The 15,117-nt window shown below is 41.8% G+C and carries 10 protein-coding genes, 1 pseudogene and 1 riboswitch; of the genes and pseudogenes, 2 read left to right on the forward strand and 9 right to left on the reverse strand.

Annotation, left to right across the window (positions count from 1 at the left end; genetic code table 11):
- Positions 1-274 precede the first annotated feature (274 nt).
- Positions 275-709, reverse strand: coding sequence for a hypothetical protein (locus tag A8L45_RS15065; protein WP_139122392.1), 435 nt, complete (start codon positions 707-709; stop codon positions 275-277).
- 414 nt (positions 710-1,123) lie between these two features.
- Here A8L45_RS15065 and A8L45_RS15070 point away from each other — a divergent pair, with 414 nt between their 5' ends.
- Positions 1,124-2,509, forward strand: coding sequence for a serine hydrolase domain-containing protein (locus tag A8L45_RS15070; protein ID WP_068903712.1), 1,386 nt, complete (start codon positions 1,124-1,126; stop codon positions 2,507-2,509).
- A 112-nt stretch (positions 2,510-2,621) separates the two neighbouring features.
- Here A8L45_RS15070 and A8L45_RS15075 read toward each other — a convergent pair whose 3' ends face one another.
- Positions 2,622-3,575 carry an ethanolamine utilization protein EutC gene (locus A8L45_RS15075; protein ID WP_068903714.1) on the reverse strand — a complete coding sequence of 318 codons (954 nt, stop codon included), beginning with the start codon at positions 3,573-3,575 and terminating at the stop codon, positions 2,622-2,624.
- A 12-nt stretch (positions 3,576-3,587) separates the two neighbouring features.
- Positions 3,588-4,544 (reverse strand): threonine ammonia-lyase, encoded by a 957-nt coding sequence (locus A8L45_RS15080; RefSeq protein WP_083228358.1) that lies wholly within the window; start codon positions 4,542-4,544, stop codon positions 3,588-3,590.
- A gap of 239 nt (positions 4,545-4,783) precedes the next feature.
- Between A8L45_RS15080 and A8L45_RS15085 the strand changes: the two genes are divergently transcribed.
- Positions 4,784-5,689: a LysR family transcriptional regulator gene (locus A8L45_RS15085; RefSeq protein WP_245680738.1), complete on the forward strand. Its 906-nt coding sequence runs from the start codon at positions 4,784-4,786 to the stop codon at positions 5,687-5,689.
- A gap of 231 nt (positions 5,690-5,920) precedes the next feature.
- Here the strand turns inward: A8L45_RS15085 and tnpA are convergent.
- The 6 genes and pseudogenes from tnpA to A8L45_RS15115 all read right to left on the reverse strand — a co-directional run bounded on the left by tnpA (position 5,921) and on the right by A8L45_RS15115 (position 15,058).
- Positions 5,921-6,356: pseudogene (gene tnpA / locus A8L45_RS15090) on the reverse strand (IS200/IS605 family transposase).
- Between the two features lie 164 nt (positions 6,357-6,520).
- Positions 6,521-8,881 carry a scabin-related ADP-ribosyltransferase gene (locus A8L45_RS15095; RefSeq protein WP_139122393.1) on the reverse strand — a complete coding sequence of 787 codons (2,361 nt, stop codon included), beginning with the start codon at positions 8,879-8,881 and terminating at the stop codon, positions 6,521-6,523.
- A 287-nt stretch (positions 8,882-9,168) separates the two neighbouring features.
- Positions 9,169-10,734 carry an N-acetylglucosamine-binding protein GbpA gene (gbpA, locus tag A8L45_RS15100; protein WP_068903723.1) on the reverse strand — a complete coding sequence of 522 codons (1,566 nt, stop codon included), beginning with the start codon at positions 10,732-10,734 and terminating at the stop codon, positions 9,169-9,171.
- Between the two features lie 91 nt (positions 10,735-10,825).
- A riboswitch (cyclic di-GMP riboswitch) is annotated at positions 10,826-10,918 on the reverse strand.
- A 560-nt stretch (positions 10,919-11,478) separates the two neighbouring features.
- Positions 11,479-12,312 (reverse strand): hypothetical protein, encoded by an 834-nt coding sequence (locus tag A8L45_RS15105; protein ID WP_068903725.1) that lies wholly within the window; start codon positions 12,310-12,312, stop codon positions 11,479-11,481.
- Positions 12,313-13,023: 711 nt separating this feature from the next.
- Positions 13,024-14,052, reverse strand: a complete 1,029-nt coding sequence (locus A8L45_RS15110; RefSeq protein ID WP_068903727.1) for a methionine synthase — start codon at positions 14,050-14,052, stop codon at positions 13,024-13,026.
- Positions 14,053-14,080: 28 nt separating this feature from the next.
- Positions 14,081-15,058 (reverse strand): DUF1852 domain-containing protein, encoded by a 978-nt coding sequence (locus A8L45_RS15115; RefSeq protein ID WP_068903729.1) that lies wholly within the window; start codon positions 15,056-15,058, stop codon positions 14,081-14,083.
- Positions 15,059-15,117 lie beyond the last annotated feature (59 nt).

Below are 15,117 nucleotides of genomic sequence, written 5' to 3' on the forward strand. Positions count from 1 at the left end.
AAACGTAACGACACTTCATGGTGCACAATGTTTATTTTTTGCACCAAGATGAATGTCTGGTAAGGCGGCTTATGAAAACCTGTCTAGTTAGGTGCAGCAGAGACGTAATCATGGCTGACAGAAGTGAAGAAGAAAGAAAAAATGCAGTGTCTGTGGTGTGTATCTGAGTGGAAATTAGCCTCTGGTGTTCACTATTATTCAATCCTGCAAGATACAGAGGCTTTCTGAGGTTTATATTACTGACATTATTTCCGCTATTGCTGCGATAGATGCCCTATGCTTCTTGGTTACCTTCATTACTGTCATCGCTGTCGCTTGACAGTTCATGTCTCTCATCGAGATTCCGCTCAGGCGCGAGTATCTTGTCAATCGTTATCCGCGCTTCCATCAAAAAGTTACGTTGTAATACTTTAGACTCTTCCCACAGCTCAGAGCTGTTGTGCTTGACCATTACCCAAGCGTCGTCGGAGACCTCTTTTATCACCACCCACCAGTCGGCAGCGCGTAACTCAATCCAGTGCCATGCATCATCGCTTTTATCTTTGATAGCAATCCAAGCGTTGTCAGCGGCATCTTTCGCTGCATCATAAGCTAAGCCAGCAGACTCAGTGGCTTTGTCCCATGCACGCTCCGCTTTAGTATCGTCAGCCAAGCTGACAAGCGGGCACCACAAAACAATCACTAAGAGTAACTTCTTCCATAAAGTCATGAGTTTTACTCCAATCAGCAACATATTTGCCTGCCGAAATTTTAGAGAATCACGTATGTCAGCGCAAAGCCTCAGACCATGTAAGGGCAGAGAAACACCTTCATTATCACTTCTGAAACGAAATACTTAAATATGCTCAAGTTACCCGTCTTACTGACTGTCGCTATCTATTATTCTGTGAGCTAGCTGTATAGATAAAATTTCCAATAAATAAAGTTATAGTGCATTAAAGTTCAAATTCGAAGTAGATGGGCGGTCTCAATCATAAAATCAGAGCGTGTGTGAGAAGTCTCTCAGAACACAAATGAAAGAGCATAGTAGTTCGAGTGAACGTTGAAATACGATTATCCACTCTTCTTCTCAACACCAGTAGGTGATTAATATTATTTAATATTTTTATATGAGGAGAGTGCAATGGCCGACTTATCTGATCATCAACCTTCATCCAATCACCATAAAGTATCTGATGATAATCGTCAGGCTGTCTGTGTTGATGTCAACATTTTGGATGCCTATTTTGCGGAATTGCGAAAACATGAAAAGCATCTGGGAAGTGCTGCTGTCTACAGAAATGGGATAAAGCAGTATCAGCATACACTCGAACTTAACGAAAATAACGAAACGGTCAGTTCAGAGAATATGCTGAAATATCGGATTGGTTCTGTTACCAAAACGTTTACCAGTGTCCTTGTTTTCACTTTGATTGAACAAGGTCTGTTGAGCCTTGAAACAAAGCTTTCAACCTTTTATCCCGGCATAATTCATGCCGAGAAAATAACGATCAACCAGTTGCTCTCTCATACCAGCGGTATAAAGAATTTTACCTCAATCACAAACTTTCATGAGTTCGAGCGCGTCGAACAAAGCGTGGATACCTTGATTGAACTTATCGCAAGTTTCGACTCCGAATTTGAACCCGGGGACCAGGTTAGCTATAGCAACAGCAACTACTATCTGTTGGGCCAAATCATTGAAACGGTGAGTGGAAGCAGTTATCAAGAAAATCTATCCAAACACATTACCGACAAACTGAACCTAAGCGATACTTATTATGGCGGTGAAATTGATACCAAGGCTGGGGAAGTCCACTCTTACTACAAGCAAGATAACAAATGGAATCAGTTAGAATATAACGCTCATATGAGTGTCCCTTATGCTGCTGGAGCTATTGTATCGACCACCCATGATCTGTGTGTCTTTATCCATGCTCTTTTCAACGACCAGTTGTTAAGTGAATCCTCGTTACAGTCGATGCTTGAGATGGACGAGGATACTGGTAAAGGTCTATTTAAATTAGACATGAATGGAACGTCCGTTTTTGGCCATGAAGGCGGGATAGACGCGACCATGTCGTTTCTTATTTACGATGTAAAATCGGCTACAAGTGTCTGTGTCATATCCAATGGTCTGGTGTTTGGCACCTTACCCGTAGCAACCGCATTGTTCGCGGCAGCTGATGGCGCTGATATCACTATGCCCGACTTCAATTACATTCAGGTATCTGATGAAGCGTTACAAAAATATACTGGCCTCTATACCAGTGACACGTCACAACAAAACGTTCGTATCTTTGTTGATGAATCAACATTGATGTTTCAATTTGAAGGTGACGACGCACAGCATCTTGCAATGAAAACACCTTGTGAGTTCGACTTTTCAAACTCTTCTCAATCAGTGGTATTTGATGAAGATCTTCGCGGTTTATTCTGGAGACTCGGAAGCTACTCTGAACAATACACCCGGAGTGAGACCGCAGAAAACGAAAAGCCGTCGGTTGATGAACAAACTATCAGTAATTAATTGGCGGTAAGAGAAGCAGTAAGAGGCGGAAAGCGTATGTCAATGGCGTGACCGTTTATCCAAAGTAGTGAGTCCGAAACAATATCGGGCTCACTCTTCGATAAATAACGTCCTAATGGTTGCCATCAGAACGACTCAAACAGTACTCAGCAATGGCAAGATCCAGTTTTGCAACGCCAGTTAAGTCACAGATCGTCAGGCCAGGTTGAGGCGCTTTGGCTATATCCGCCAATTCAACAGGCACAAATACTTCATCCAAATCCTCTGACGTTATTTCTTTTAATTCACCGAGTGTGAAAGATTGGTTGATATCGTCACATACCCATCGATCTGCTGACAACACCAGAGATGTCTCTAACTCACGCTTACCTTTACTGTCAGCACCCATCGCAATGATCAGTAAATCTGAAAACTGGCGGCAAGCAAGCACTGTATTTTTATGAAGTACAGGTACATCACTATTTGTGGCGGTAATGATCAGATCGGCGCTTGTGACTGCATGTACCTCTTCGGTAAAACACGATATGGAGACACCATGCGTGTCCAACGCCCAGGCAGCATAGCGCGCCAGACGCTCTGTATTTCTTCCCAAACACCTAATTTCTCTCGGCTGTCTGACCAGTAATAGTCCAGTGAGCTGCATCTTCGCCTGTGTGCCTGAACCCACAATGACTGCAATATCAATCTGCTTAGGTGCAAGTTGGTCAATGGCATAACCACTGGCCGCAGCAGTACGGATTTGAGTGAGGTAACCGTTATCGGCAAGAATCGCGCTGAGTTGCCCGGAAGATGAATCATACATAGCCATCATGCCGTGTATTTCCGAACTCTCTCCTTGATGCCTGCGATAATTCCCTGCCATTTTTACAACAAAATGCGATTTTTCAGACGTATAAAATGACTTTACACACATCAGGCCATTCAGTGGTTCTAGCTCCATTTGCTGTACCGGAGGTTGGCAGTGAAAGCATGAATTATCTGACTGAAATGCCTCCCCTACTTGATGTATCACTTCTCCGGTCAGTGAGACGGTATTGCGAATCTCGGCTTCATTAAGAATAACCATCCTAGTTCCTTTTCACGTAGCGGCAGAAAAATCGCGGTTTCGCCCACTTACCACACAAAGAATCGTTTCACCTTCTCTCCGTTTTTCATCAACAATTGCGGCAGCAAGGGGGATTGCTCCGCAAGGTTCAGTCGCAAGTCCAAGATAAGCCTCTAACATGTTCATCGCGGCTGTAACTTGAGTATCAGATACCGACAGGAAACGGCTGACATTCGCTCTCACAATAGGCCATGTCAGCTCACCCGGCATGGGACGCGGTGGAAGAATAGCGTCACAGATAGATTCTTTTTGCTGCTGGACATGAGTGCGTTCATTTTTCTGCATTGACACAAACCATGGTCGGGACACCTCGGATTCCACACCGACAAGGTGACAATTTGGAAATTGCTGGCGAAAAGCGATGGAGATTCCTGCAAGATAACCGCCGCCTGATACGGGCACATAACAATGGTCAGGAGAAATATGGTGAGCATGGCAATAATTGACCATTTCAAGACCGCTGGTACCCTGCCCCGCAATGACGTCCGGGTGATCATATGGCTTAATCAACGTCATTCCATGCTGTTGCTGAAAATGCTCAGCCAGACTCTCCCTTGTTTCACACTCAGGATCAAAAAGCACCAACTCTGCACCCAAGGCGCGGGTATTTTTGATTTTTACCTTATTGGCATATTTGGGCATGATAATGATGCCTTTCACGCCAAACTGGCGACAAGCATAGGCTACCGCCTGTGCATGATTGCCCGTCGAGAAGGCAACCACTCCGGCCTTTTTTTGTTGCTCAGTAAGGGATGAAACCGCATTTAATGCGCCGCGCAGCTTAAATGCACCTGTCGCACACAAACTATCCGCTTTAACGAGCACTTTGCTCCCGACTTGCTCATCGAGCAAAGGCGATGAGAGCATCGGTGTCTCATCCATAAATGGCCGGATGTTTTTTTCTGCCGCTAATAGCATCTGATAATTCAATAGTTGACTCCTTGTGCTCCTGCGGTGTGATTCGGGCCTGCATTGATTCCCTAAAATGCCGGGCTTTTTGACTTTAAGACCCATGTTCTGTCATTTACCTGTTTACAGTGTAGAGACTGGCAATATGAAAACAATTAGGGTTTGTTGCCAAAAGGCTTTAGAAAAACTTAACTATAAAAACGACTCAAAGAGAGACTATAAAAGAGAGACCCCTCGTAGCCATGCCAAACTTTCCATCTATGAACGCGTTCAAAGTGTTCGCTGCTGTCGGTAGATACCAGAGCATTCGATTAGCAGCACACGAGTTAAACATCAGTGAGTCTGCTGTCAGCCAACATATGAAAAATTTAGAGGAGCGATTGCAAGTTACGTTAATAGAGAAGGTAGGCAGAAATATATCGCTAACAAAAGAGGGTAAACGCTTTTACCCTTTCGTTGTCCGTGGCATGTCAGCTTTTTATGAGGGAGTGGCTTCATTAGAGGAAGACCAGCTCAAGAAAGATGTCACCATTTCACTGATCCCATCAATGGCAAAGTGGTTGGTGAATAGATTGCCAGATTTTATTCACGCCAATGATGGAATTCGCGTCAGCGTCAAACCGACTAATGTTCACACTAACGAGCATGACACAGATGTGGACATTTCTCTGAGGTTTGGTATTGGGCAATATCCCAGTATGACCTCTACGCCATTACTTCATGACAAAATAGTCATTGTGACATCCCCTTCATTAATGATTGATGAAAAAAGACATCTCACACCTGATTTTGCTCTGTCTTTGCCCTGGCTCGGTTACTATGCCAAAGACATCGAAGACATTAATATTGCCATTCAACAGTTTTTGAATGACGAGAACCAAACTATTGCCACGTTAGCGGGTGGTATTGAGGTTCACGACCCCATCGTTGTTCTGGAAGCAGCTTTATCAGGGCAAGGGGTTGCTGTTACACGGCTCACTATGGCATCACAATATATCAGCACGGGGCAGCTCGTTTGCCTATTTGAAATGCCTACGTTTACTGCATTCCAATACTTTATCGTCCATCCCCTAAAAAGGCCTTTATCGAAGGAAGTCGAACGCTTTGCTGCATGGCTAAGGCAATGCCTTCATCATGATTTCCCAGCGCTCATATTAACAGAATAAAAAGTATTGGAGAGAAGGTGTTATATTTATGACCTTGCTTTCAATAGAGCGGTGCTATTTCTGCTGATCTCTAAGACTGAAAAAATATAAACTTATTTAATAAGTATTATGAATCAGTTTTATAGATATCAATCAAACTGATTTTGAGTAAAAAAAACTTAGATTAAAAAGTAAACATCCACCTTCTAAAGAAGGTGGCTTTCAATGATCCCCCTAAAAGGGGGCTTTTGGCTAATCCAGCTCTATCTCTAACTGACTTTGCTTTTCCACCTTTTCTTGGTGTCTTACATATCGGCGAATTATTTCTTCATTGATGCCAACCATATCAACGAAATAACCCCTCTGCCAGAAATGACTTCCCCAAAGCTTGTTCTTACGCAAATACGGGAATTTGCTAAACATCTTCAGAGCTATTTTTCCTTTCAATGCCCCCATTAGCTTGGATATTGATAGTTTGGGGGGACACCTTGACGACTAGGTGAACATGGTCAACCTGAACGCTCAGTTCTACCACTTCACATCCTTATTGACTGCAATAAACATGGATGCATCGAAACACCTCCTTGCCTATTTTATTTTTTAAAATCATCAACCTATATCTCGGCGTCCATACAATGTGATATTGACACCTCCAGTACACATGCGATGCTTGCTTGTATGTACTCATGCTTTATGTCCTCTTCGACTTCGCTAAAAATCGAGATTCCGTTTAGCATGGGTAGATAGGCAGGCAAAGCCTACCTGAATGATAACCACCTACTGAAGTAGGTGGTTTAGGGCTGAAAACAAAAAAGCGCCCCAAGATGGGGCGCTTGCTGAGGAATATCACCCTTATAACTCTATCCTTTTATTTGGGTCTGATATACCTGCTAGTATAATTGACATGATTGCTGGCCATGCAGCATTTGGGCTGTCAGTAGCGACCTTGAATTGACCGTCTGCATCTTGTGATGCCCCAGTTCGCGTATGGAAAAAACTTGGGCGGCCGGGATTTTCATACCCTGCAATTTGACCATGTGAAACCGCCACGTACCCATATCCACCTGCCGTTGACTCATATGGCACGATAAGTGCCACTTCACCATCCGCCTCGCGCAACATCCTGACTGTATTACTTCTGTAATCATCGTCTGACCAATTGTTTACACTGTCATATGAACTAAAATCATGTATCCACTCTCGGGCTGTGTTATATCCGTCTGATGACACATCTTTAAACGTCGTGTCTTCTATATTAAGGTTTTCATTGAATTGAGCATGTCCTTTGTATAATATTTCGCTATCAAGTTTATCTTGTATCGATTTGTCGATAATTTTGAAATTTTTATTCAACTCGAACTTAAATTCATCATTGCTAGGGTCTAGATTAAACACTCCAACTGGAGCATTATTGGAAAACACATCAAGCCTATCATTAACCCGTCTTATATCTATTTTACCCTTAAAATTTTCATCATAAGGGCCAAGATTTACAATATCGCCTTGTTTAATGATGGTATTTTCTCGGCCCACGATTGTCGGCTCTAAATTATCATAAAGAATTTTTACTTTATCTTGATTACTCAACAGTTCGCTGAACGTCGTTGTCGTTAGAGGATATCTCGTAGGTTGATCCGGTCCTTCAATGTTAGGCGTCACTGACCGAGACAATGGTTTATCCTTATCATTGCTGTTGGACTGGGTGGACGACGATTGGTGATTTTCTAAAGCCTCAAATTGTTTTGCCCATGCTTCCAGCGTAGTCACTGGCTTTTGAATGACGCCCGCGGCACCAGAGGATGCATCATCGTCATCATCCCTTGGAAATTGGCTCGCCAAAAGTGCCTGTTCGTTCTTGAGCGCCCCGTAATTGGTATAAAGTGGATTCATGACAAACCCCCCTAAGACTGCTCTTCTGTTCTTTTGATCCCAATATACTGGTGTAGCACCGACTATATTTCCCCCCGGCACGTTCCCATCAACGACAACTTCATTTTCATCGGAATATTCTGAATTGGGAACTTCAACGTTGACATCTTTTACCTCATCGAGGCCCCGTGGATCTATTTCGTACACCCAAAGAGGCTCTCCTCTTGCATTTGCTGCGGGACCGTAACTTCTTCCAACAAAATCCGCAGCAGTCCACTGGCTCTTTGAAGTTGGAACAAAGTTAGAGGGTCGATTGAGTAAAACATGGTCTACGATGTCTACCTTTACACCAGGAGCTCTCGGCTTGAGTCCATTGCTAAAAATATTATCAGGATTGCGGGTATCCCCTCTAAAAAGCATATTAGGTGGCAGGACATTCGCAGAAGTGACTGGGGAGGCATTAAGAAATGCATAGGCATCTCCCGAGATAAATCTCCTATTACCCGCTTGAGCTTGTCTTAACAAACTGTTCAGTAATTTCGGACCTTTAAGCAAAGTTTTCGGCAAGAAATTCGAGATCCCATTATTATCTGAGTCAGCAGCATTAATCATGCCTGAAAACGGTATTGCTCGCTTGGCTGAGTCGTCTCCAATCGTTTCCAGTTGCTGATTGACTTTGCCAATCACAGCCGCTTCATTATCTTCAAGTCCCTGTCCTTTATTTAATAACGCATGGTTTGCCTCGTGGAGAGCAAGGCGTCCAACAGTTACATTTGCCGCATTACCGTTTACGTCCTGATATGTACGTTTAAGGTCTTGGAGGTTTACTCGTATCTCATTTTTTTTATGATCATACTGAGAACTAAATTTTCTATATCCTTCCTCGTCACTGTCATTATATTTTTCATTTATTATTTTCACTGAAATTGGTTTATTCTCCTCACGACGGGTATCTACTGACTTTTTAAACGTCTCGTCTGTATCATAAACCGCACCCAGTGTTTTCTCGATTTCTCTCTGTGCCCAGCTATTTTTTGGCATACTATCGAAATGAAACGCTTCACTGATAGCATTTTTAGTTTGGTTGGAAACACTAAGACCTACACTTTTTCTATCTGGCAGGCTATCGATTGGCATTAACTTGTGATTTGTATTAATTTTTTCTCTTAACCGCTCTCCATTTATCTCAATATTCTTAACTTTTTTTATGTGAGATGGAGATACCTTACTCGAGTGCTTAAGTGAATCTCCTTCTTTTTCTATATCCTTTTTAGTGTCTATTTCTTTATCATTATGAAACTTTTCATTACTGACATTTCTATTAAAATTAGGTATTGATACCACATCCCACCTCACAATCCATTCATTAATTAAATATAAAAAATAGACTAATAGGTAATAAATAAAATGTATTAGTTCATAGTGTTCATATTGTTTTTTATGTCAATAAAATCAAAAGATAATATTTTAAATTTTGATAAATTAATCTTAAACACTAAAGATAATAAATTACATCTAAACACTAAACGTTAAGTTAACTTTTAAACTTATATATTGATTAGACATACCACAAAACCCGACGCAACTTTCGTCACGCCGGGTTTTTAGATTCATTTTTACTGCTAAATCAATTACTCGCAGTGAAATTTGCCGTTGTTAATCCATGCATCAGGTGATGAGGCTGGGCTACTGTTGACCCACCATTTCGCCTGATATAGGTAACCTTCAAAGATCACTTGCTCACCCGCCAGATACGCTTTGCCTGCAGTCCACACTACTGGAATATTGCTTTTGAGTTTCCATGCATCGCTTGAATAAGGTAATGCACCCTTCACCCAATACTTGGCCTCCCAAATCAAGCCGTTGAAACTGACCGTTTCGCCACCCGTGTAGGTGACAGCATCAGACCACACAGGATGGTTTACTGCTTCAGGATCAGAACCACATTGTTCGTTTTGCTCAAGTAAGGAGAAATCTAGCGTTTGCTGATCAACCAGATGACCTTCGTGATCTTTTGACCTTGAAACCAACATATGATGACCAGGCTGTACATTATTTAGCTGCATATCAATCGTTTTAGACCTGCCATCTTTTAAGCTTAATTTTTCGTAAGCCAACGCTTCCTGATCATGGTTGTAAACCGTCAATTCAACAGTCTGATCGCCAAATGCAGTCACAGAATAACTCAGATCAACCTTGTCACCATCCAGTGTATACTCTGCAGCCAACCCATCGATGCTGACACCATAATCAGGCGCTGGCGACTGAATATCGTAGCCAACTTCTACTCGTTTTAAATCACTGGAAGACTTGAGGTAAATTGGGTTGGCGCCAAATATAGGACTGAAACCGCCGTTTGCATCAGTCTGGCCTGCTTTTATGTGCTCATAGTTTTGGTTGATTGCTTTCGCCAGATTGTAAGACCAAGTATTTGCTTCACCCGCTTTATCACTGTCGATGCTCATCCGTATTGATAGTTCAGGACGTTCCCCCTCTGCATCAAAGACTCGGGTAAACACCGCATCACCTTTGTCAAGGTTCATACCGGGATTGATTTGACCATTTTGAATCCATTCCGGCACGACAGGCGCATCGCCATCAAACTGAACATCAATCACGTTGTAGAATGCTGCTGCAGTATCACCTACATCCCAGACAGCCAAGATAACCTGATAGCCTTCTCGCGTAGGAACATTACAGCTGTGAAACATAGTCTTTGGCGGTTTTTGCATATTCCCTTGAACTACACAGAATGGGTTTAAATCAAACGTATTGCGCGTCAACGGCAGGTTAGGATTCCAGTCTGCTTTGGTTATATAGTACTTCCAATTACGAGTGACGTGATTTGCCGTAAACGTCCACTCGAAATTCTGCTTACCGGCCTGAATAGGTTGCTTTACCCAACGTGAAGCAGTCTGCTCATCAAGCGGTGAAAACTGTGTCAGTCCTGCACTGGCAATTTTGCCATCCGGCGGACCAAAATGAGGAAAGCCTTCGGGCCCTTCAACACTTTGCGGTTCCCATTGCACCTGACCACATGCACTGTTTTGTTCACCCGTCGAGGAGGTGTATTTACACAGTGCTGCACGTCCTGCAGCAACGCCGCCATCTGTGGCACTGATATAGCCATGAGACATAACATTTGCACTGAATAAGGCAGCTGCAACCGGTAGAAGAGTGGTTTTAAGTTTGAGCATTTGTGTGCTTCCTAGGTGATCTACAGTTCTTACCCAAGCACGGACAAACTATCGCATCGGTACATTTTCATTGCCCAAAAAGGCGCCCGAAAATGGCGGTCCCGCTATCATAAGTGATGTTGAATTCACTCTTAGACCGGAAACTTTGCGCACTACCTTTTCAGGCAGTTTGCCGTTGACTGTGGAATGGCGCGCATCATATTCAGAAATGACAAACGCACAATTTATTTTTTTGGCATTTCCATACATCGATTTGATTAGTGAACCAGCATCACATTTTTGGTCTTTTTGACGATGTAATGACCTAATTTCACCCCTATTGGGTCATCGAGCAGAATGTCATGAACAGTGTACGTCGTATCAAACTGGCTTATTACAAGACACGTAGACTTCTGATAGTGAGTTAAATCAGATATGAACGAGACAAGGTTATGAAGTCGCAAAGAAAGCTATTGATTGATACAAGATTCACAAAGCGCCGTTGTGGTTTATGCCTGTTGGCTTTCGTTTTGGGCAATAGTTTTATAAAAATATTGAGAAAGCTCTTTTGGCAAGATCTTCAGCTGAAATAAAACCTTATCAGTCAACATACTGATAAATAACATTTAAAAAATAAATAAAATTAATGCCTTGATAGGTCATCGTCGGGCCAATGTATGTATCTTTGGTTATAGCGTATTAATGCGAGGTGAGTGCTTTATTGTTCTGCCATACCTCGGTGCTGTATGGCAGAAGACAACAAAATTACGGACGACTAACCAATATCCCCTGCATAACATGCAACTTATCTCTCACCCTGTCTCGATTAAACTCAATGTTACGAATCTTATTTATCCACATGTGCTGCTCTCTATTGGCATCAGCTTTATCCATATGAAGTTGACCACCCGCATCTATTAGGCCTTTCTGAGCCTTCTCCAGCCTAATCGCAATTCTATCTCTCTGTTTTAGAAGTTCATCTCGTTTCTTTATCACCTCTTTCGTTGATTTGTCTTTCCATTTATCGTGAAATCCCTCTTTGAATGTCTCATAGTCTGCACTATACGTTTGAGGTTTGCCGGGCTTAGCCTGATCAATGTTTATTGTCGGTAATCCATTATCGTATGCCAGATGTTTGATAGCACCCTCGTTATCTCGAATATCACATACTTTATATAAAACATTGAGTTTATTTCTCGCTTTGTTAAGCAGAAACTGAGCTTTAGCGTGGTCCTTGGGTGAGAAATTTTCATTTCCTTTTTCCTCAATATCTCGACGAATTTCATGCAATCTTTCTTCGAGCTTCTTTTCAACACCTTCGAGCCTATGTATTAATTTTTGTGCTTTCTCGGGCGGTAACTCTCCACGCTCTATTAATGTATGAATCTTATTTTCGTAAGATCTCAAATGGTCGCTAAGTTGGGCGGAGCCTACATAAGGGTTCTGATTGTTATTTCTATTTTTTAATGGATTATCACTAATTGGATTTTCATTTTTTTTATATCCGCCACCTTCTTTTTTATCTGTTTTGAATTCAAGTTGAGTCGGAATTGGACCTGGCCGAGTCATCCTCATACTTGGTACTGCTTGTATCGTCATATTTAATACTCCTTTTAGCATCATGGCTAAAATTTAATGATTAATTTATTACTCAATGTGTACCAGCCACAATAATAAAGTTCAACAGAATACCAATATTTAATAGTGCAAAAATTCTAAAAAATTCTATTTTCATATGAATTATATTACCCAATCATTTTATTTACTCATAAATTAAATGAAACGATATTCATATAGTTGGCCGTTATATTTTTTATTTGTTTAATCGTTATTACACGTGATTAATTTTTATAAAAATTCATATAAAACAATTAATTACACTTTATTTAAACCTCTATATGATTAAAATATTTCATAACTTAAGCTTACTATCAGTACTTTTCTTACACTATTTAAATTAAAGCCTACTCATAATATTTATAATATATTGATACGACTTACACTATAAATGAAACTGATTCATATGAAGTCAGTAGAGAGAATAAGTAAGTTAAATAAATACCCAGTACATCATGTCTCTTATCTAGAGTGATTAATTCGAAAAGCACTCTTTATCATTGTCTGATAACCTTTACAATACAAGGCCACTGAACTGATCGCCAACTTAAAGTAATTTCAATAAGAGATAAATATTATCTAGGTAAGAGTATTACGTTACACCTGCCAACACTGCAACTATAAAGATAAAATGGCGGCATAAAAAAACGGCAGAAACTCTGCCGTTTGATAGATAGTTTAAAATATTAGTGTTTAAGATGTGAGTTCCTTTCGCACAATTTCTGCACCCGCACTCAATGCGTTTAACTTCGCTCTCGCCACATCTCGCGGTAATGGAGCCATACCACAGTTTGTACATGGGTAAAGTTTATCTGCATCGACAAATTGAAGCGCTTTTCGCAAGGTATTCGCGACATCTTCCGGGGTCTCGATAGTATCTGTTGCCACATCAATTGCCCCTACCATGACTTTTTTGCCTCTGATTAATTCGAGTAGTTCAATGGGAACACGAGAGTTATGGCACTCTAACGAGATAATATCGATTTTTGACTTCTGTAGTTTAGGGAAGACTTCTTCATATTGTCTCCACTCAGAACCCAACGTCTTCTTCCAATCTGTGTTGGCTTTTATGCCGTAGCCATAACAAATGTGGACTGCTGTTTCACATTTCAGTCCCTCGATAGCCCTTTCCAGGGTTGCTATTCCCCATTCATTGACTTCGTCGAAGAAAACATTAAACGCAGGCTCGTCAAACTGGATAATATCTACACCTGCAGCCTCTAATTCTTTGGCTTCTTGGTTTAATATTTTTGCAAATTCCCATGCCAGCTTTTCGCGGCTTTTATAATGAGCGTCGTAAAGCGTATCTATCATGGTCATAGGGCCCGGCAGAGCCCATTTTATCGGTTGGCTGGTTTGCTGGCGAAGGAACTTGGCATCTTCAACAAAGACAGGTTTTTGTCGGCTTACCGGGCCAACAACCGTCGGCACACTCGCATCATAGCGATCGCGAATTTTCACTGTCTGACGGTTTTCAAAATCGACACCGCTCAAATGCTCAATAAAGGTGGTCACAAAGTGTTGGCGGGTTTGCTCTCCGTCACTGACAATATCTACCCCTGCCAACTGTTGCTCCTGCAGAGACACACGCAGTGCATCTTGCTTGCCGTGAGTGAGTTCTTCACCCTCCAGTTTCCATGGTGACCATAGTGTCTCTGGTTGTGCCAGCCAAGAAGGTTTGGGTAAGCTACCAGCGGTTGATGTCGGAAATAGTGTTTTCATAATCAATACTGCCCTGTATTTTTATCCATTAAATCGCGTAATTTTCAGACCATTGCTTGAGAACAGTTTGATATGGCTTGATGAAATGCTCTTCAGCGAATTTTCCCTGCTTTATTGCTAACTTGCTGCGCTCTTCCCGATCGTAAACAATTTGCGTTAGTGAGTGATCAAGATTCTTCAGATTAGGCTGATAGCATTTTCCTGCTACTGCATTAGCGTTGTAAATCTCAGGCCGATAGATCTTTTGGAATGTTTCCATTGTGCTGATGGTGCTGATAAGCTCAAGATTGGTGTAATCATTGAGTAAGTCACCAAAGAAGAAGAATGCCAGAGGTGCAACGCTGTTAGGCGGCATAAAGTAACGAACCTGCAAACCCATCTTTTTAAAATACTGCTCAGTCAGTGACGACTCATTCGGCAAGTATTCATAACCCAATACAGGATGCTGATTCTCAGTGCGATGATAAACTTTATTGTCAGACACACTCAGGCAAATAACAGGCCGCTTGTTGAAGTGCTGTTTGTAAGCTTCTGAGCTGACAAAGTACTTAAATAGTTTGCCATGTAAGTCGCCAAAGTTATCCGGAATACTGAATTTCGGCTGATCCTTATTATGATCAAGCAGCAACACACTAAAATCATAATCTCGGACATACGAAGAAAAGTTGTTTCCCACGATTCCTTCAGTGCGATCGCCTGTTTGGTGATCGACAATAATGGTTTTCAATATCTCAATAGATGGGAAAGTGTTGCCACTGCCCTCAATATCCACATCGACAGAAACGATCTCAAGTTCTAGAGAATATCGTTCACCATTAGGGTTATCCCAATGCGCGAGAGCATTAAAACTGTTGTCGATCATCTTCAGGGCATTTCGTAAGTTCTGCTGACGACTCTCTCCTCTCGCTAAATTCGCAAAGTTAGTGGTTATCCGCGTACTATCTGATGGATGATAGTTCTCGTCGAGACATATGCTGCTGATTGAAAATGTGAAGTTCTTATTCATGGCGTTCCGGTATCCAATTCTTTAAGTTAAATCCTGACTGTGTGCTTTACGCTTACTGG

It is taken from the genome of Veronia pacifica (assembly GCF_001707825.1).
GTDB classification, from domain to species: Bacteria; Pseudomonadota; Gammaproteobacteria; order Enterobacterales; family Vibrionaceae; genus Veronia; species Veronia pacifica.

Coding starts and splice junctions, on each gene's coding strand:
- A8L45_RS15065 (WP_139122392.1), bottom strand. CDS start 709: ATGACTTTATGGAAGAAGTTACTCTTAGTGATTGTTTTGTGGTGCCCG.
- A8L45_RS15070 (WP_068903712.1), top strand. CDS start 1,124: ATGGCCGACTTATCTGATCATCAACCTTCATCCAATCACCATAAAGTA.
- A8L45_RS15075 (WP_068903714.1), bottom strand. CDS start 3,575: ATGGTTATTCTTAATGAAGCCGAGATTCGCAATACCGTCTCACTGACC.
- A8L45_RS15085 (WP_245680738.1), top strand. CDS start 4,784: ATGAACGCGTTCAAAGTGTTCGCTGCTGTCGGTAGATACCAGAGCATT.
- gbpA (WP_068903723.1), bottom strand. CDS start 10,734: ATGCTCAAACTTAAAACCACTCTTCTACCGGTTGCAGCTGCCTTATTC.
- A8L45_RS15105 (WP_068903725.1), bottom strand. CDS start 12,312: ATGACGATACAAGCAGTACCAAGTATGAGGATGACTCGGCCAGGTCCA.
- A8L45_RS15110 (WP_068903727.1), bottom strand. CDS start 14,052: ATGAAAACACTATTTCCGACATCAACCGCTGGTAGCTTACCCAAACCT.
- A8L45_RS15115 (WP_068903729.1), bottom strand. CDS start 15,058: ATGAATAAGAACTTCACATTTTCAATCAGCAGCATATGTCTCGACGAG.